Origin of the sequence: Brachybacterium paraconglomeratum, assembly GCF_003994255.1 — a bacterium.
Lineage (GTDB): Bacteria > Actinomycetota > Actinomycetes > Actinomycetales > Dermabacteraceae > Brachybacterium > Brachybacterium conglomeratum.
Genome location: NZ_ML133852.1, coordinates 16,269 through 33,030 on the forward strand (window position 1 = coordinate 16,269; position 16,762 = coordinate 33,030).

Annotated in this window: 17 protein-coding genes and 3 tRNA genes; 15 read left to right on the forward strand and 5 right to left on the reverse strand. The window is 72.7% G+C overall.

Translation table 11 applies throughout. The features are described from left to right. Positions 1-176: 176 nt before the first annotated feature. Positions 177-707 carry a DUF2199 domain-containing protein gene (locus tag DS079_RS04155; protein ID WP_126985153.1) on the forward strand — a complete coding sequence of 177 codons (531 nt, stop codon included), beginning with the start codon at positions 177-179 and terminating at the stop codon, positions 705-707. Positions 708-737: 30 nt separating this feature from the next. On the opposite strand, the gene DS079_RS04160 is transcribed toward DS079_RS04155, so the two are convergent. From DS079_RS04160 to DS079_RS04170, 3 genes are all read right to left on the reverse strand, one after another. Next, complete coding sequence (locus DS079_RS04160) at positions 738-1,814, reverse strand: Atu2307/SP_0267 family LLM class monooxygenase (protein WP_126985155.1); 1,077 nt, start codon at positions 1,812-1,814, stop codon at positions 738-740. A 98-nt stretch (positions 1,815-1,912) separates the two neighbouring features. After that, positions 1,913-2,698 (reverse strand): enoyl-CoA hydratase-related protein, encoded by a 786-nt coding sequence (locus DS079_RS04165; RefSeq protein ID WP_126985156.1) that lies wholly within the window; start codon positions 2,696-2,698, stop codon positions 1,913-1,915. Continuing rightward, on the reverse strand, positions 2,695-3,456 hold the full coding sequence (locus DS079_RS04170) for an SDR family NAD(P)-dependent oxidoreductase (RefSeq protein ID WP_126985158.1): 762 nt from the start codon (positions 3,454-3,456) through the stop codon (positions 2,695-2,697). Before DS079_RS04170 ends, DS079_RS04165 begins: the two co-directional genes overlap by 4 nt. A gap of 110 nt (positions 3,457-3,566) precedes the next feature. Here DS079_RS04170 and DS079_RS04175 point away from each other — a divergent pair, with 110 nt between their 5' ends. The 6 genes from DS079_RS04175 (at position 3,567) to DS079_RS04200 (ending at position 7,282) form a co-directional block, all read left to right on the forward strand. Beyond that, on the forward strand, positions 3,567-4,346 hold the full coding sequence (locus tag DS079_RS04175; protein ID WP_053916783.1) for a fumarylacetoacetate hydrolase family protein: 780 nt from the start codon (positions 3,567-3,569) through the stop codon (positions 4,344-4,346). A gap of 32 nt (positions 4,347-4,378) precedes the next feature. After that, positions 4,379-5,896 (forward strand): glutamate--tRNA ligase, encoded by a 1,518-nt coding sequence (gene gltX / locus DS079_RS04180; RefSeq protein ID WP_126985160.1) that lies wholly within the window; start codon positions 4,379-4,381, stop codon positions 5,894-5,896. A 189-nt stretch (positions 5,897-6,085) separates the two neighbouring features. Continuing rightward, positions 6,086-6,157, forward strand: a tRNA-Gln gene (locus DS079_RS04185). A 33-nt stretch (positions 6,158-6,190) separates the two neighbouring features. After that, positions 6,191-6,263, forward strand: a tRNA-Glu gene (locus DS079_RS04190). A gap of 28 nt (positions 6,264-6,291) precedes the next feature. Continuing rightward, a tRNA-Glu gene (locus tag DS079_RS04195) sits at positions 6,292-6,364 on the forward strand. 99 nt (positions 6,365-6,463) lie between these two features. Continuing rightward, positions 6,464-7,282 (forward strand): universal stress protein, encoded by an 819-nt coding sequence (locus DS079_RS04200; RefSeq protein WP_126985162.1) that lies wholly within the window; start codon positions 6,464-6,466, stop codon positions 7,280-7,282. 11 nt (positions 7,283-7,293) lie between these two features. On the opposite strand, the gene DS079_RS04205 is transcribed toward DS079_RS04200, so the two are convergent. Beyond that, on the reverse strand, positions 7,294-8,028 hold the full coding sequence (locus DS079_RS04205; RefSeq protein ID WP_010552253.1) for an IclR family transcriptional regulator: 735 nt from the start codon (positions 8,026-8,028) through the stop codon (positions 7,294-7,296). Positions 8,029-8,166: 138 nt separating this feature from the next. Here DS079_RS04205 and leuC point away from each other — a divergent pair, with 138 nt between their 5' ends. The 7 genes from leuC (at position 8,167) to DS079_RS04240 (ending at position 15,162) form a co-directional block, all read left to right on the forward strand. Beyond that, positions 8,167-9,579, forward strand: coding sequence for a 3-isopropylmalate dehydratase large subunit (gene leuC, locus DS079_RS04210; RefSeq protein ID WP_126985164.1), 1,413 nt, complete (start codon positions 8,167-8,169; stop codon positions 9,577-9,579). A gap of 11 nt (positions 9,580-9,590) precedes the next feature. After that, on the forward strand, positions 9,591-10,205 hold the full coding sequence (gene leuD / locus DS079_RS04215) for a 3-isopropylmalate dehydratase small subunit (RefSeq protein WP_010552251.1): 615 nt from the start codon (positions 9,591-9,593) through the stop codon (positions 10,203-10,205). Between the two features lie 119 nt (positions 10,206-10,324). After that, positions 10,325-11,647 (forward strand): UDP-N-acetylglucosamine 1-carboxyvinyltransferase, encoded by a 1,323-nt coding sequence (gene murA, locus DS079_RS04220; protein WP_126985166.1) that lies wholly within the window; start codon positions 10,325-10,327, stop codon positions 11,645-11,647. After that, a complete protein-coding gene (locus tag DS079_RS04225; RefSeq protein WP_010552249.1) occupies positions 11,644-12,225 on the forward strand; it encodes a DUF2867 domain-containing protein in 582 nt (193 codons plus the stop codon). Before murA ends, DS079_RS04225 begins: the two co-directional genes overlap by 4 nt. Further along, the gene (locus DS079_RS04230; RefSeq protein WP_164736104.1) at positions 12,225-13,028 is read left to right on the forward strand and encodes a lysophospholipid acyltransferase family protein; all 804 of its coding nucleotides are present in this window, start codon (positions 12,225-12,227) and stop codon (positions 13,026-13,028) included. The genes DS079_RS04225 and DS079_RS04230 overlap by 1 nt, the downstream gene beginning before the upstream one ends. Continuing rightward, positions 13,025-14,032: an NAD(P)H-dependent glycerol-3-phosphate dehydrogenase gene (locus DS079_RS04235; RefSeq protein WP_126985168.1), complete on the forward strand. Its 1,008-nt coding sequence runs from the start codon at positions 13,025-13,027 to the stop codon at positions 14,030-14,032. The genes DS079_RS04230 and DS079_RS04235 overlap by 4 nt, the downstream gene beginning before the upstream one ends. Positions 14,033-14,046: 14 nt before the next feature. Then, a complete protein-coding gene (locus tag DS079_RS04240; protein WP_126985170.1) occupies positions 14,047-15,162 on the forward strand; it encodes a D-alanine--D-alanine ligase family protein in 1,116 nt (371 codons plus the stop codon). 23 nt (positions 15,163-15,185) lie between these two features. Here the strand turns inward: DS079_RS04240 and DS079_RS04245 are convergent, their stop codons facing one another. Next, on the reverse strand, positions 15,186-15,686 hold the full coding sequence (locus tag DS079_RS04245) for a DUF3515 family protein (RefSeq protein WP_126985172.1): 501 nt from the start codon (positions 15,684-15,686) through the stop codon (positions 15,186-15,188). 52 nt (positions 15,687-15,738) lie between these two features. Between DS079_RS04245 and thiL the strand changes: the two genes are divergently transcribed. Next, positions 15,739-16,743 carry a thiamine-phosphate kinase gene (gene thiL, locus DS079_RS04250; protein ID WP_126985174.1) on the forward strand — a complete coding sequence of 335 codons (1,005 nt, stop codon included), beginning with the start codon at positions 15,739-15,741 and terminating at the stop codon, positions 16,741-16,743. Positions 16,744-16,762 lie beyond the last annotated feature (19 nt).

Genomic DNA, 16,762 nt, shown 5'->3' on the forward strand with positions numbered 1-16,762 from the left:
GCACGGCGAGGTGACCTGGAGCTGGCTCGCCCCTCGTCCAGGACGCCGTCGGCGTCGGCAGGTCGAGCAGTGCTTCCTCCCCAACGCCCCGCCGTCCACATCGCGCGCAGGGCAGGTGTGCGGGCGCAGAGCCGCCCGTAGCGTTCCGGGACATCGCCCCTGAAAGGAGCCCCCCGATGTCCGGCATCGACTTCGACTGCCGCGCCTGCGCGGCGACCCACCTCGGCACTGACGGCACCAGGGACCGGCCCTGGCCGGTGCTGTCCTTCGCGGTCCCGGACCTCGTGCTCCGGCTCGCCCCGCACGAGCTCCGTGACGCCGAGATCACCGACGACCTGTGCTGGATCGAGCGCCCCGAGGGGGCCGAGCAGTACGTGCGGGTGTCGATGCACGTGCCGATCCGCGACGACCCCGAGCGCCGCATGGAGTACTCGCCATGGGTGTCCCTGGCCGAGGAGGACGTCCTCGACATCCTCGATCACCTCGGGGACGAGGCCTATCGCACGGTCTACCCGGGCCGCCTCGCGAGCGCGCTGCCGGGCTACGAGACGGCGGGCCCCGTGTCGGTCCTCGTGCACTCTCGCGGCGACCTCCGCCCGCTGATCGGCCCCGATCCCACGAACGAGAGCCCGCTCGGGCGCGACCTCCTGGGCGGCATCACCCGGGAGGAGGCCGAGCTGCGCATCCGTGCCTTCCTGCTCCGGTGAGGCGCGGCGAGGGGCGAAGGGGAGAGGTTCTCAGACCTCGTCGAAGGCCGATCCCTCGGGGGCCTGCGCCTCGGCCAGCAGCTCCCGCACCCGCGGGATCACCTCGGTGCCGTAGAGCCGGATCGACTCCATCAGCTGCTCGTGTGGCATGGGGCCGCTGGCGTACTTGAGGTCGAAGCGGTCGATGCCGAGCGAGGTGATCGTCTGCGCGATCTTCTGCGCGACGGTCTCCGGGGAGCCGACGTACAGCGCGCCGTGATCCGCCTCCGCCTCGAACTCGGCGAGGCCCGAGGGGCCCCAGCCGCGCTCGCGCCCGATCTCGTTGCGGTTGTGGATCCAGTGCGTGGCGAGCTGCTCGCGCGCGGCGGCGTCGGTCGCGGCGACGTGCCCGGGGGAGTGGACGCCGACGGGACGGCGCTGCCCGCCGAGCTTCGTGGTCGCCTCGTGGAAGAGGTCGACATAGGGTGCGAAGCGCTGCGCGGGCCCGCCGATGATCGCGAGCATCAGCGGCAGTCCGTGGCGGGCGGTGCGGATCACCGAGTTCGGGCTCCCGCCGACGGCGACCCAGGTGGGCAGCTCCCGCTCCAGCGCGGGGTGCAGCGACTGCTGCTTCAGCGGCGCGCGGGTGGTGCCGGACCAGGTGATCGGCTCGCCGGCGAGCGCCGTCACCAGCAGGTCGAGCTTCTCCTCGAAGAGGGTCTCGTAGTCCTGCATCGCGAAGCCGAACAGCGGGAAGGACTCGGTGAAGGAGCCTCGGCCCACGGTGAGCTCGGCCCGGCCCTGCGAGAGCGCGTCCAGCGTGGAGAAGCGCTCGACCACCCGCAGCGGGTCGTCGGAGCTGAGCACGATCACGGCGGTCCCCAGCGTGATCCGTTCGGTGCGCTGCGCGAGCGAGGCGAGCACCATGTCCGGCGCGCTGACCGCGAAGTCGGGCCGGTGGTGCTCGCCGATCGAGAAGTGGTCGATGCCCACCTGGTCGGCGAGCTCGCCCTGGGCGACGATGTCGCGGATCACCTGCGCCGGCGCGACGGGATCTCCTGCGCCGTCCACGGTGACGTCCCCGAAGGTGTCCAGGCCGAAGGTGATGGATCCAGGATCGATGCTCATCTGACTGCGCTCCCCGCTTGAATGCTTGAGGATTCAAGCATAGGGGAGTGCGGCGGCGGGGTCCAGCCCACGGTGCAGCGCCCTGCCGTGCAGGGGGCTCACCGCCCCTCCCACCGCGGCTCCCGCTTCTCGGCGAAGGCCGCCGCGCCCTCGGCGGCGTCCTCGCTCGAGAACACGCGCTGCTGGGCCTCCCGGATCCGCCGCCAGGCCGCCCGCCCCCAGCTGTCCTCGTGCACCGTCACGTGCACGAGATCCTTCGTGGCCCGCACCGCGAGCGGCGCGTTCGACGCGATCCGCTCCGCCAGCGGGAGCGCCTCCTCGAGCACCGCGCCGGGCGCGCTGACCGCATTGACCAGCCCCCATTCCAGGGCCTCCTGCGGCGAGATCCGGTCCCCGGTCAGCAGCTTCTCGAGCGCGAGCTTGGGCGGCACCTGCTGCGGGAGGCGCATCGCCCCGCCCGCCACCGCGATCAGCCCGCGACGCACCTCGGGCAGCGCCAGATGCGCCGCCGGGTCGATCAGCGCCAGGTCGCTCGCGAGCACCAGCTCCGCCCCGAGTCCGACGGCCGGACCGTTCACCGCCGCGATCACGGGCACCGAGACCAGATGCCCCACGATCCCCGCGAAGCCCCGCTCGGGCCGGGTGCGGGAGTGGGCGCTCTCCCCGCGGGCGAAGGCCTTGAGGTCCATCCCGGCGCAGAACGCCCGGCCTGCCCCGGTCAGCACGATCACCCGCGTCGCCGGATCCGCCTCGGCCTCCGCGACCGCGTCGCCGAGCGCGGTGGCGAGGGCGTCGTCGACCGCGTTCAGCGCCTCTGGGCGGTGCAGCGTCAGCACACGGACATGCTCGTGCTGTGCGGTCAGCACCAGCTCCCCTCCGCTCATCGCGGACCCATCCTGATCGCCCCGTCGAGACGGATCACCTCGCCATTGAGCATCGGGTTCTCCACGATGTGCCGCACCAGCGCCGCGTACTCCGCGGGCCGGCCCAGCCGGCACGGATGCGGGACCTGCGCCGCGAGGGAGTCGCGCACCTCCTCGGACAGCCCCGCCATCATCGGCGTCTCGAAGGTGCCCGGCGCGATCGCCATCACCCGGATCCTCGAGGCGGCGAGCTCCCGGGCGGCGGGCAGCGTGAGCGAGGCGACGGCGCCCTTGGAGGCCGCATAGGCGGTCTGCCCGATCTGCCCGTCGAAGGCGGCCACCGACGCCGTGTTCACGACGACCCCGCGCTCCTCGCCCAGCTGCGGCACCGACTGCATAGCCTCGGCGGCGACGCCCATCACCGTCGCCGTGCCCAGCAGGTTCACGCGCACCACCTGCTCGAAGCCCGCCAGCGGCATCAGTCCGTCGCGACCCACCAGCCGCTTCGCCTGCACGATCCCGGCGCAGCTGACGACCACTCGCAGCGGACCGAGCGATACAGCGAGCTCCACGGCCTCCCGTACCTGCGCTTCGTCGGTCACGTCGGCCGCGACGAAGCGCGCCCCGCCGCCGAGTCGCCCGGCGACGACCTCGCCGTCTGAGCCCGGCAGGTCCACGAGCACCAGGTGGGCGCCGGCCGCGGCCAGTGCCTCCCCGGTCGCGCGCCCCAGGCCCGAGGCGCCCCCGGTCACGAGTGCGACATTCCCTGCGACATCCATCGGTCTGCCGCCTTCCCCGCGCTCCGTCGCGCGATCGGTCCGTCTGCGCGCGAGCCTATCCCGCCGCCCCCGCTCCGAGCCGGGCGAGGCGAGCGCCTAGACTGGCGCGCATGCGCATCGCCCGATTCACCACCGGCGAAGACCCCATGTTCGGCATCGTCCAGGAGAAGGACGGCCAGGACATGGTCTACGGCATCACCGGTGATCCCCTGTACACAGAGATCCGCCCCACCGGGAAGATCCTCCCGCTCGAGGACGTGCGGCTGCTCGCCCCCGTCATCCCGCGCTCGAAGGTGGTGTGCGTCGGCCGGAACTACGCCGCCCACGCCGCCGAGCTCGGCAACGAGGTGCCCGACCAGGCCCTGTACTTCCTCAAGCCCAACACCGCCGTCGTCGGCCCCGGCGACCCCGTGGTCGTCCCCTCCTACAGCCAGGAGGTGAGCCTCGAGGCGGAGCTGGCCGTGGTCATCAAGCGGATGGCCAAGGACCTCGCGCCCGAGCAGGTCGCCGACCACGTGCTGGGATACACCTGCGCGAACGACCTCACAGCCCGGGACTCCCAGCGCGCCGAGGACCAGTGGTTCCGCGCCAAGGCCTTCGACACCTCCTGCCCGATCGGGCCCTGGATCGAGACCGATCTCGATCCTGCCGCAGGACTGGCGATCTCCTCCCGCGTCGACGACGAGACCGCCCAGTCCGGCTCCACGGCCGACATGGTGCGCGGCGTGCCCGAGCTGATCGCCGAGATCTCCTCCGTCGTGACCCTCCTGCCCGGCGACATCGTGCTCACCGGCACCCCCGCCGGCGTCCGCACCGTCGAGCCCGGCGCCCGGATCGACGTCGAGATCGAGGGGATCGGGACCCTGTCCAACCCCCTCGTGCGCCGCTGAGCCCGCCCCCGAACCTCCAGGGAGAACCCTTCGTGACCACCACCCCCGCCGCTGCCTCGACCCCCGATGAGGTCCGCGTCCGCTTCTGCCCCAGCCCCACCGGCACCCCGCACGTCGGCATGGTGCGCACCGCCCTGTTCAACTGGGCCCACGCCCGTCACCACGGCGGCAAGCTCGTCTTCCGCATCGAGGACACCGACGCCGCCCGCGACAGCGAGGAGTCCTACCATCAGCTGCTGGACGCCATGCGCTGGCTCGGCATCGACTGGGACGAGGGCGTCGAGGTCGGCGGCCCGGACGGCCCCTACCGCCAGTCCCAGCGCGGCGAGATCTACCAGGACGTGATCGCCAGGCTGAAGGAGTCCGGGCACATCTACGAGTCCTTCTCCACCGCTGAGGAGATCGCCGAGCGCCACCGCGCCGCCGGCCGCGACCCGCAGCTCGGCTACGACGGCCACGACCGCGACCTCACCGAGGAGCAGAAGGCCGCCTTCCGCGCCGAGGGCCGCGAGCCCACCTGGCGACTGCGCATGCCGCAGGAGGACATCACTTTCACCGACATGGTGCGCGGCGAGATCACCTTCAAGGCCGGCTCCACGCCCGACTTCGTCGTCGTGCGCGCGAACGGCCAGCCGCTCTACACCCTGGTCAACCCCGTGGACGACGCCCTCATGCGCATCACCCATGTGCTGCGCGGCGAGGACATCCTCTCCTCCACCCCGCGCCAGATCGCGCTCTACCGGGCGCTGATCGAGATCGGCGTCGCCGAGCGCGTGCCCGAGTTCGGCCACCTCCCCTACGTGATGGGGGAGGGGAACAAGAAGCTCTCCAAGCGCGACCCGCAGGCGGACCTCTTCCTCTACCGGGAGCAGGGCTTCATCCCCGAGGGCATGGTCAACTACCTCGCCCTGCTCGGCTGGGGCTTCAGCGCCGACGAGGACATCTTCAGCCGCGAGCAGCTCGTCGAGCGCTTCGACGCCTCCGACGTGAACCCGAACCCGGCGCGCGTGGACCTCAAGAAGGCCACCGCCATCAACGCCGACCACATCCGCCTGCTCCCCGAGGACGCCTTCGTCGAGCGGCTCATCCCGTACCTGCAGTCCGGGGGAGTGCTCGGCGAGGCCGTCACCGAGGAGCAGCGAGCCCTCGTCGTCGCCGCGGCGCCGCTGGTGCAGACCCGCATGAACCTCCTCGGCGAGGCGAGCGACCTGATGGGCTTCCTCTTCGTGGCCGACGAGGACCTCGTGGTCCAGGACGACGCGACCAAGAAGCTCGGCGAGAACCCCGTCGCGGTGCTCGACCGCGCGATCTTGGAGGTCGAGGCGATCGCGGAGGACGCCTTCACGGCCGCGGCGCTCGAGCCCGCCCTGCGCGGCGCGATCGTGGACGACATGGGCATCAAGCCCCGACTCGCCTTCGGGCCGCTGCGCGCCGCGATCTCCGGCCGACGCATCTCCCCGCCTCTGTTCGAGTCCATGGAGCTCCTGGGCCGCTCCTCGAGCCTCGTGCGCCTGCGCGCCCTGCGCGAGCGCCTCGCGGCGGAGGCCTGAGCGGCAGGGCTGTGGGGCCCGGCAGGACAGCGTGCCGAGCCTCACAGCCCGAAAGGGCCCTCTCGCTTTGTGCTCCGCGGGAGAAGCCGGTAGAGTCTTCACTCGGTACGGCACGCAGAACAGCGCGGGAAGTCCACGGAAACCACCGGGGAACGGAACGTGAAGGACTGCGGAAAGTGCTTCTCACCATGGGGTATGGTGTAATTGGCAACACAACGGTTTCTGGTACCGTCATTCTAGGTTCGAGTCCTGGTACCCCAGCGCTTCGCAGCGATCATCCGCTGCGCGGTCCGCGCCCCGTTCGTCTAGCGGCCTAGGACGTCGCCCTCTCACGGCGGTAACACCGGTTCAAATCCGGTACGGGGTACGAGGCGAGATCCACGGATCTCGCACCCGCCCCGTTCGTCTAGTGGCCCAGGACGTCGCCCTCTCACGGCGGTAACACCGGTTCAAATCCGGTACGGGGTACGAGCAGGAGCCGGCACCACTGGTGCCGGCTCCTTCTGCATTCCGAGGTCCTGTCCGAGGTCCTGTCGGCGGGCGGCTCCGACAGAGTATCGTCGTGACATGACGCACACAGAAGCTCCGAGGATCACGGTCGGCGTCTTCGACGCGGACGAGTCCGATCAGGCGGTCCGCTGGGCCGCACGCCATGCCGTCACCGTCGGCGGCGCCCTCCATCTCGTCCACGCCTTCGTGTGGACCGAGCTCGATGTCAACGTCGACCCGATCTCCGGGATGCCGGGCTCCGGCTTCCGCAGCGCGGCCGACACCCTGCTGCGCGAGGCCGCCGAGCTCGCGCGGGAGCGGGCCCCCGAGGTCGAGATCACCACCGAGGTGATCGACGGCAATTCCGTGCCGGTCCTGGTCCACGCCAGCCAGGGCTCGGACCTGCTGGTCCTCGGCGGGCGGGGGCTGGGCCGGCTGATGACCCTCATCGTCGGCTCCAAGAGCCTCGCCCTCGCCGCCCGCGCCCACTGCCCCGTCGTGGTGGTGCGGGGGAACATCGACGGCGACGGCCCCGTCGGCCTCGTGCACCACGAGACCTCGACCGAGGTGGTGGCCCGCGCCGCCGACCTCGCGGAGGCCTACGGACGGGACATCCACCTCGTGGTGCGGCCGGGCACCTCGCCCGAGCAGGCCCAGGAGATCCTTGCCGCCACGGCGCAGCGGATCGCGCTCAGCCACCCCTCGGTCTTCGTGAAGGACGTGGCCGTGGCGACCTCCGACAACGCCAAGCAGCTGGTCGAGGCCAGCGAGAACGCGAGCGTCATGGTCGTGGCGGGGGAGCGGGACGAGGGCGGCTCCGGGAAGATCGCCGCGCCGCGCCAGCTCGTGAACGTGCTGCGCTACGCCAACACGCCCGTGTGGATCGAGCGGGAGTGAGGCGCGGGTGATCAGGCGCCGGCGCGGCGCAGCAGCTCGGTGAGATGGTTCGCCGAGCTCATCACGGACGGGGCATGGAGCCGGCCCGGCTGACGGGTGATCCGCTCGATCGGCCCGGAGATGCTCAGCGCCGCGACCACGCGCCCGTTCGGCCCGCGCACGGGCGCGGAGACGGAGCCGACGCCCGGCTCGCGCTCACCGATCGACTGCGCCCAGCCGCGACGGCGCACCGCCGAGAGCTGGGTCGCGGTGAAGCGCGCCCCGAGCAGACCCCGGTGGAGCCGGTCCGGCTCCTCCCAGGCCAGCAGGATCTGCGCGGCGGAGCCCGCCCGCATCGTCAGCGCCGCCCCGAGCGGGACCGAGTCGCGCAGGCCGATCGGCCGCTCGGCGGCGGCCACGCAGATGCGGTGGTCGCCCTGGCGACGGTAGAGCTGCGCGGATTCCCCGGTGTGGTCCCGCAGGGCCGCGAGCACGGGCCCGGCCGAGGCCAGTAGCCGGTCCTCGCCGGCGGCCGCGGCGAGCTCGCCGAGGCGCGGACCGAGGATGAAGCGGCCCTGCATGTCACGGGCCACCAGATGGTGGTACTCGAGCGCCACCGCGAGGCGGTGCGCGGTGGGGCGGGCCAGTCCCGTCGACTGCACGAGCTGGGCGAGGGTGGCAGGGCCGGCCTCGAGGGCGCCGAGCACGACGGCGGCCTTGTCGAGCACGCCGACGCCGCTTCCGTTCTCCTCCGGGGTGTTGTCCATGCTCCGATATTGCCGTCTTATTGAGTGAGACGCAAGTGCATCGGATCGTGGACCCGCCCACGATGAGTGCAGCGCCCGAGACCGGGTGCGACGGCGCATCAGCACGCATCCCCACGAAGGATGCAGGGAAGGATCGACATGGCGGGGACCCTCGCGGAGAAGGTGTGGGCGGATCACGTGGTCCGCCGCGGTGAGAACGGCGAGCCGGATCTGCTCTACATCGACCTCCAGCTCCTGCACGAGGTCACGAGCCCGCAGGCCTTCGACGGCCTGCGCCAGGAGGGGCGCGAGCCCCGCCGCATCGACCAGACCCTCGCGACCGAGGACCACAACACCCCCACGATCGACATCGACAAGCCGATCGCGGACATCACCTCGCGCACCCAGATCGACACGCTGCGCCGCAACGCCGAGGAGTTCGGCGTGCGCATCCACTCCCTCGGTGACAAGGATCAGGGCATCGTCCACGTCGTGGGACCGCAGCTGGGCCTGACCATGCCCGGCATCACCGTCGTGTGCGGCGACTCGCACACCTCCACCCACGGCGCCTTCGGCGCGCTGGCCTTCGGCATCGGCACCTCCGAGGTGGAGCACGTGCTGGCCACCCAGACCCTGCCGCTGACCCCCTTCAAGACCATGGCGGTCACCGTCACCGGCTCCCTGAAGCCGGGCGTCACCGCGAAGGACATCATCCTCGCCGTGATCGCGAAGATCGGCACCGGCGGCGGCGCGGGCTACGTGCTCGAGTACCGCGGCGAGGCGATCCGCGAGCTCTCCATGGAGGGCCGCATGACGATCTGCAACATGTCCATCGAGGCCGGTGCCCGCGCCGGCATGATCGCGCCCGACGAGACCACCTTCGAGTACGTCAAGGGCCGTCCCCACGCCCCGCAGGGGAAGGACTGGGACGAGGCCGTGGAGTACTGGAGGACGCTGCGCACCGACGACGACGCGACCTTCGACGCCGAGGTCGTCATCGACGCCGACGAGCTCGAGCCCTTCGTCACCTGGGGCACCAACCCCGGCCAGGGCCTGCCGCTGTCCGCCGCGGTCCCCGCCCCGGAGGACTTCGTCGACGAGACCGACCGCTACGCCGCCGAGCGGGCGCTGGAGTACATGGACCTGGTCCCCGGCACGGCGCTGAAGGACATCAAGGTCGACACCGTCTTCATGGGATCGTGCACCAACGGCCGCATCGAGGACCTGCGCGCCTTCGCCTCCGTGCTCGAGGGCCGCACCAAGCACCCCGACGTGCGCGTCCTGGTCGTGCCGGGCTCCGCCCGCGTGCGCCTCCAGGCCGAGCAGGAGGGCCTGGACAAGGTGTTCCTCGACTTCGGCGCCGAGTGGCGCCAGGCCGGCTGCTCGATGTGCCTGGGCATGAACCCCGACCAGCTCGCCCCGGGCGAGCGGGCTGCCTCCACCTCCAACCGCAACTTCGAGGGCCGGCAGGGCAAGGGCGGGCGCACCCACCTCGTCTCGCCCGTCGTCGCCGCCGCCACCGCTGTGCGCGGCACCCTGTCCTCCCCGTCCGACCTGCTGACCCACGCCTGAGGAGCCCCGCCATGGAAGCCTTCACCACGCACACCGGCATCGGCGTCCCGCTGCGTCGCAGCAACGTCGACACCGACCAGATCATCCCCGCCGTCTACCTCAAGCGCGTCACCAAGACCGGCTTCGACGACGGCCTGTTCCACGCCTGGCGCACCAACGACCCCGAGTTCGTGCTGAACAAGCCCGCCTACGCGCAGGGCTCCGTGCTCGTGGCCGGCCCCGACTTCGGCACCGGCTCCTCCCGCGAGCACGCCGTGTGGGCGCTGCGCGACTACGGCTTCAAGGCGGTGCTCTCGACCCGCTTCGCGGAGATCTTCCGCGGCAACTCCGGCAAGCAGGGCCTGGTCGCCGGGATCCTCGCGCAGGACGACATCGAGCAGCTGTGGAAGATCCTCGAGGAGACCCCGGGCACAGAGGTGACCGTGGACCTCGAGAACCGTCAGGTCAGCGCGGGCGACTCGACGTTCCGCTTCGAGATCGACGACTACACCCGCTGGCGCCTGATGGAGGGCCTGGACGACATCGGCCTCACCCTCCGCCACGAGGAGGACATCACCGCCTTCGAGCAGAAGCGCCCCTCCTGGATGCCGAAGACGCTGCCGGCCCGCACCGCCGACACGCACTGAGGAACCACCTGCACCCTCGCGGCCTGCCCACCCCTCCCATGGGGCGGGCAGGCCGCTCCGGTATGGTGAGCCGGTCAGATATGGGCGTGCTGACGTCCGTCCCCCCAGGCAAGGACACCATGAGCTCCACATTCCACGTGCGCGGCGGGCGCCCGCTCGACGGCGAGATCACCGTCCGCGGCGCCAAGAACCTGGTCTCCAAGGCGATGGTCGCCGCGCTGCTGGGCACCTCGCCGAGCGTGCTCCGCTCCGTCCCCGACATCTCCGACGTCCGGATCGTCTCGAACCTGCTGTCGATCCACGGCGTGAAGATCGAGCACGATGTCGCCGGCGGTGAGCTGCGCCTGGACCCCTCGAACGTCGAGCGGGCCCACGTGGCCGACATCGACGCCCACGCCGGCAGCTCCCGCATCCCGATCCTGTTCTGCGGCCCGCTGCTGCACCGCCTGGGCGAGGCGATCATCCCCGACCTCGGCGGCTGCCGGATCGGCGACCGGCCTATCAACTACCACCTCGACGTGCTGCGCAGCTTCGGCGCCCACGTCGACAAGCGCGAGATGGGCATCCACATCACCGCGCCGAACGGCCTGAAGGGCACGAAGATCCACCTCGAGTACCCGAGCGTCGGCGCGACCGAGCAGGTGCTGCTCACCGCGGTGCGCGCCCAGGGCGTCACCGAGCTGGTCAACGCCGCGGTCGAGCCGGAGATCGAGGACCTCATCGCGGTGCTGCAGAAGATGGGCGCGATCATCTCCCTGCAGACCGACCGCACCATCACCATCGAGGGCGTCGACGAGCTCGGCGGCTACGAGCACGTCGCCCTCGCGGACCGGATCGAGGCGGGCTCCTGGGCCTGCGCCGCGCTGGTCACCAAGGGCTCGGTCTTCGTGCGCGGAGCGCAGCAGAAGCCGATGTCGACCTTCCTGAACATCTACCGCAAGGTCGGCGGCGGGATCGAGATCCGCGAGGACGGCATCCGCTTCTACCACCCCGGCACCCCGCTGAAGGCGATCGCGCTCGAGACCGACGTGCACCCCGGCTTCATGACCGACTGGCAGCAGCCGCTCGTGGTCGCCCTCACCCAGGCCGACGGCATCTCGATCCTCCACGAGACGGTCTACGAGAACCGCCTGGGCTTCACCCGCGCGCTCAACGACATGGGCGCCCGGATTCAGGTCTACCGCGAGTGCCTCGGCGGCTCCTCCTGCCGCTTCGGCCGCTCCAACTACAACCACTCCGCGGTCGTCTCGGGCCCGATGTCGCTGCACGCCGCGGACATCACCGTCCCGGACCTGCGCGGCGGCTTCTCGTACCTCATCGCGGCGCTCGGCGCCGAGGGCGTCTCCACCATCCGCGGCATCGGCCTGATCGACCGCGGCTACGAGTCCTTCCGCGACAAGCTCACCGCCCTCGGGGCCGAGTACTGGGAGGGGGAGGAGTGAGCGAGGAGCGCGCGGAGCTCGGGACCGGGGGCACCCCGATCGCCGGCGCGGCCGGCTCCCTCGCCCTGCGGGACATCCCGATCCCGGACTACTGCGACGTCGTGATCGTCCCGACCGGCGGGGTCGAGGAGTCGGATCCGCGGGTGTGGGCCGAGGCGATCTTCGCCCACGAGAACACCCCGCTCGGCTCCCGCGGCCTGCGCGCCCTGCGCGACGAGGCGGTGCGTCTGTTCGACATGGTCCCGCCGCCGCAGAAGGAGTTCGTGGCCGACGAGGTGGTGGGCTCGGAGGCCCTCATCGTGGACGACGACGACAAGCTCGCCGTCCGCATCGGCGTGGCGCTGCTGCCCGGCGGGGAGCTGCTGCAGGTGACCACGGCGGTGAAGTACAAGACCGTGCGGGGACGGCTCGCCTTCGCGCCGCGCCGCCTGATGCACGCCGCGGCCGTGAACACGCTCGCCCGTCGGGCGCCGACGACGATCCGCCGCCGGGCGCTGTCCGGCGACCGGCGCGCGGCCTCCCTCACCTCCCAGGTCTCCCGCCGCGCCCTGGGTCGCGGTCCGTCCTCGACGCGCTGATGCCGCTCCTGCGCAGCTGGGACGTGGGCACCGCCCGCGATCCCGCCCGTCGTGCCGGGCTCGTGATCGGCCTCGCGCAGCTCCCGTTGCGGCCCCTGGTCAGGCTGCTCTCCCGCCCGCAGTGGCAGGGCACCGAGAACTTCCCGGCCAGCGGCGCCGTGATCGCCTGCGGCAACCATCTCAGCGCCTTCGACCCCTTCGGCTACGGGCACCTCCTGCAGGCCTCCGGGATCGCGCCCCGCTTCCTGGCCAAGGAGTCGCTGTTCCGCGTGCCGGTGCTCGGCGCCCTGCTGCGCTCGGCCCGGCAGATCCCGGTGCTGCGCGGCACGAGCCGCTCCGGGGATGCCCTGGACGCCGCCCGGGAGGCGCTCGGCCGGGGCGAGCTGCTGATGGTCTTCCCCGAGGGCACCTACACCCGCGATCCGGAGCTCTGGCCGATGCAGGCCCGGCTCGGCGCGGCCCGCCTCGCGCTCAGCACCGGCGCGCCGCTGCTGCCGATCGCGACCTGGGGCGGACGGGGGCTGTGGCCCGTCGGCTCCCCGCTCCCGCGCCCCGGCCGGGGCCGACGCGTGCGTATGCGCGTCGGCGCGCCGTACACGGTCGCGATCGGTGAAGGCGAGACCGAGCACGAGGCCGCTCTGCGCATCACCGAGGACCTCATGGCCCGCATCGCGGCCCTCCTCGGCGAGCTGCGCGGCCTCACCCCGCCCGATCACCTCCACGACCCGCGCACGGACGCCCACCGTCCCGAGATCGGCCGCACCGATCCCGGCTTCCGCGCCCCGACGGAGCCGCGACGATGAGCGCGCCGCGCAGGGCCCCGCGCCTCACCGTCCTCGGCGCCGGCAGCTGGGGGACCACCTTCGCGCAGGTCCTCGCCGACGGCGGCGCCGAGGTGACCCTCTGGGCGCGCCGCGAGGAGGTCGCCCGCGAGATCGGGACGCAGCACCGCAACAGCGCCTATCTCGGCGACCACGAGCTCCCCGCGACCCTCCGCGCCACCGCCGATGTCGCCGCCGCGCTCGAGGGCGCCGACGGCGTCGTCGTCGCGATCCCCGCCCAGTCGATGCGCGCGACCCTCGCCCCCTGGCCCGCCCTCCCCGCCGTCCCGGTGCTCTCCCTCACCAAGGGCATCGAGCGCGGCACCGACGCCCGGATCAGCGAGATCCTCGCCCGGGCCGGGGGAGCGGACCCCTCCCTCGTGGGCGTGCTCTCCGGCCCGAACCTCTCCGGCGAGATCGCCGAGCGCCGCCCCTGCGCGAGCGTCGTCGCGGCCCCGGAGGAGGCCCTCGCCGAGACCTTCGCCTCCTGGTGCTCCGCGCCCTACCTGCGCGCCTACACCTCGACCGACGTGGTCGGGGTCGAGGTCGCCGGGGCCGTGAAAAACGTCATCGCGATCGCCGTCGGCGCCGCGACGGGGCTCGGCCACGGCCACAACACCACCGCCTCCCTGATCACGCGGGGACTGGCGGAGATCACCCGTCTCGGCGTCGCGCTCGGCGGGCGCCGCGAGACCTTCCCGGGCCTCGCCGGCATGGGCGACCTCGTCGCGACCTGCTCCTCGCCGCTCAGCCGCAACCACCGCCTCGGTCTCGCGCTCGGCCGCGGGCTCGACGTCGCCGCGGCCGCGGCGGAGGTGGGCCAGACCGCCGAGGGCGTCGCCACGGCCCGCGCCGTCGCGGACATCGCCGCACGCCACGGGGTCGACATGCCGATCACCCGCTCGGTGGTCGCGGTCGTGGACCACGGCGCGAGGATCGACGAGGTCACCACGGCCCTGCTGTCACGCTCGGTCCGCCCGGAGTGATTACCCTCGACCCCATGAGCACCACCGTCGCCCTCCTGTTCGGCGGCCGCAGCGGCGAGCACGGCATCTCGTGCATCACCGCCGGCGGCATCCTCGCCGCGATCGACCGCACCCGCTTCGACGTCGTCGCGATCGGCATCACCCCCGAGGGCCGCTGGGTCCACGTCTCCGACGACCCCTCGGACTGGACGATGGTCGGCGGCCGGGCGCCCGAGGTCGCCGCCGACGGCGACGAGGTGCTGCTGCCCTCCTCCTGCCACCGCGCGGGAGAGCGGACCGCGCTGCGCGTGCTGCGCGAGGGGCGCGTCGAGCCGCTCGCCGAGATCGACGTCGTCTGGCCGCTGCTGCACGGGCCCTACGGCGAGGACGGCACCGTCCAGGGCATGCTCGAGATGCTCGACATCCCCTACGTCGGCTCCGGCGTCCTCGCCTCGGCCACCGCGATGGACAAGGCCGCGACGAAGGTCGCGCTGCGTGCGGCCGGCATCGAGTGCGCCCCCGGCATCGTCGTGCACGAGGACCGCTGGGCCGACGGCGCCGGCCGCGTCCTCGCCCACCTCGAGCAGCATCATCCGCGACCCTGGTTCGTCAAGCCGGCCCGTGCCGGCTCCAGCCTCGGCGTCAGCCGCGTCGAGGAGGCCGCGCAGCTGGAGCACGCGATGAAGGCCGCCTTCCGAGAGGACCCCAAGGTCCTCATCGAGGAGGGGGTCGTCGCCCGCGAGATCGAGTGCGGCGTGCTCGCCGCGCGCGACGGCGGCGAGCCCCGCACCACTCTGCCCGGCGAGGTGAAGGTCGGCGCCGACCTCGATTTCTACGACTACGAGGCGAAGTACTTCGGCAAGGGCACCGTGAGCATCGACGTGCCCGCGGGTCTGCCCGATGGGGTGCTCGAGGAGGCCCGCGAGATCGCCCGGCGCGCCTTCGGGGCGCTCGGCCTCGAGGGCCTCGCCCGGGTCGACATGTTCGTCACCGCCGATCACCGCGTGATCGTGAACGAGGTCAATACCATGCCGGGCTTCACCCCGTACTCGATGTTCCCGGTGCTGTGGGAGTCGATGGGGCTGAGCTACGCCGAGCTGATCGCGGACCTCGTGGACCAGGCCGCCTCGCGCCGCCTCGGCCAGCGCTGAGCCTCGGCCGGCGCGGAGGCCGCTCAGCCCTCGTAGTCCTCGTCCCCGGGGCCGATGCAGCGGGAGGTCGCCTCGATGTTCCGGGTGATCACCTGGGTGAGGTCGAGCGCGGCGGCGGAGGGCTGGTCCGGTGCCGCCGAGCGCGGCACGGACACGTCGATCGCGGGCTCGCGGCCGTAGGTCGTGTACAGGAAGGTGTCGCCCTCGATCTCCTTCACGACCCAGTCGACCTCGATCTCGTTCTCGTCGGCGAGGGTGGCGCACTGGTCGGTGGTCGGCCCGGGCGGGGTCACGCCGCAGCGCATCACCACCGTGTCCTCCCCGCTGCCCCAGGCGGCGGTGCCCTGGCTCGAGGTCTCCACCCGGTCCATGCCGAGCACCTGCGGCGGGGCGGCGAGCACGATGTCGGCGCACACCGGGTCCGTGGCGGCCTCCCCGGCGGGCACCTGCACGGTGCCGCAGGCGGCGAGGCCGAGGGCGAGCAGCGCGGTGAGGGAGAGGGCGGCGTCACGTCGAGGAAGCACGCACCGAGGGTACCGGTGCGATCTGGGAAGCGGGATCGGGCAGACTGGTGCGATGACCGCGCAGCCCCGCCCCGGCCTCTCCGAGGCCTCGATCCTCGCCGCCGTGCTCCCGCAGCTCCCCACGGGCGAGCAGGTCGAGGTCGGTCCGGGCGACGACGCCGCGGTGGTGCGCCTGCCCTCGGACCGTCTCGTGGTCACCACCGATGCGCTGGTCGAGGGGCACGACTTCCTGCCGGGCGCGACGCTCCCGCGCTGGATCGGACGGAAGGCCGCGGTGCAGAACCTCGCCGACGTCGCCGCGATGGGTGCCCGTCCGCTCGCTCTCGTCGTCGCGCTCTCCGCGCCGGCCGGGACGGACCCGTCCGTCTTCGAGGAGCTCAGCGCCGGCCTCGCCGAGCGCGCCGCGGCCGACGGCGCGGTGATCGTCGGCGGCGACCTGGGCCGCGCCGACCGCCTCACCCTCGCCGTCACCGCGATGGGCGCGATGGCGCCCGGCGACGCGCCCGTGCTGCGCTCCGGCGCCCGCCCCGGCGACGTGCTCACGATCGGCACGGTGCGCCTGGGCCGCTCCGCCGCGGGCCTCGCCCTGGTCCTCGGCGGGAAGGTCCACGTCGACGCCGCCGGCTCGATCTCGCTGGAGGGCATCACCACCCCCGACGCCGCCGATCTCGTCCGCCACCACGACGCCCCCGAGGTCGACCTGTCCCTCGGCTGGAGTGCCGGCCGCACCGCGCACGCCATGATGGATCTCTCCGACGGGCTGGTCCGCGACGGCGGCCGCCTCGCCGCCGCCTCGCGGGTGCGGATCGACCTCGACCGCGCCGCCCTCGCCCCGGACGTCGAGACCCTCGCCGCCCTCGCCGAGGAGCTCGGCGAGGACCCCTGGGCCTGGGTCCTCCACGGCGCCGAGGAGCACGCGATGCTCGCCGCCTTCGCCCCGGACGAGGTGCCGACCGGCTTCCGCCCCATCGGCCGGCTCCACGAGGCGGGGGACGGACCGGTCGTGACCCTCGACGGCACCCCGATCCCCGGCGAGGGCTTCGACCACTTCGCCTGAGCACGCCGCGCCCCGCCCG

Excerpts from the sequence above, each read along its gene's own strand:
- DS079_RS04155 (WP_126985153.1), top strand. The coding sequence starts at position 177 with ATGTCCGGCATCGACTTCGACTGCCGCGCCTGCGCGGCGACCCACCTC.
- DS079_RS04160 (WP_126985155.1), bottom strand. The coding sequence starts at position 1,814 with ATGAGCATCGATCCTGGATCCATCACCTTCGGCCTGGACACCTTCGGG.
- DS079_RS04165 (WP_126985156.1), bottom strand. The coding sequence starts at position 2,698 with ATGAGCGGAGGGGAGCTGGTGCTGACCGCACAGCACGAGCATGTCCGT.
- DS079_RS04170 (WP_126985158.1), bottom strand. The coding sequence starts at position 3,456 with ATGGATGTCGCAGGGAATGTCGCACTCGTGACCGGGGGCGCCTCGGGC.
- DS079_RS04175 (WP_053916783.1), top strand. The coding sequence starts at position 3,567 with ATGCGCATCGCCCGATTCACCACCGGCGAAGACCCCATGTTCGGCATC.
- DS079_RS04200 (WP_126985162.1), top strand. The coding sequence starts at position 6,464 with ATGACGCACACAGAAGCTCCGAGGATCACGGTCGGCGTCTTCGACGCG.
- DS079_RS04205 (WP_010552253.1), bottom strand. The coding sequence starts at position 8,028 with ATGGACAACACCCCGGAGGAGAACGGAAGCGGCGTCGGCGTGCTCGAC.
- leuC (WP_126985164.1), top strand. The coding sequence starts at position 8,167 with ATGGCGGGGACCCTCGCGGAGAAGGTGTGGGCGGATCACGTGGTCCGC.
- leuD (WP_010552251.1), top strand. The coding sequence starts at position 9,591 with ATGGAAGCCTTCACCACGCACACCGGCATCGGCGTCCCGCTGCGTCGC.
- murA (WP_126985166.1), top strand. The coding sequence starts at position 10,325 with ATGAGCTCCACATTCCACGTGCGCGGCGGGCGCCCGCTCGACGGCGAG.
- DS079_RS04230 (WP_164736104.1), top strand. The coding sequence starts at position 12,225 with ATGCCGCTCCTGCGCAGCTGGGACGTGGGCACCGCCCGCGATCCCGCC.
- DS079_RS04235 (WP_126985168.1), top strand. The coding sequence starts at position 13,025 with ATGAGCGCGCCGCGCAGGGCCCCGCGCCTCACCGTCCTCGGCGCCGGC.
- DS079_RS04240 (WP_126985170.1), top strand. The coding sequence starts at position 14,047 with ATGAGCACCACCGTCGCCCTCCTGTTCGGCGGCCGCAGCGGCGAGCAC.
- thiL (WP_126985174.1), top strand. The coding sequence starts at position 15,739 with ATGACCGCGCAGCCCCGCCCCGGCCTCTCCGAGGCCTCGATCCTCGCC.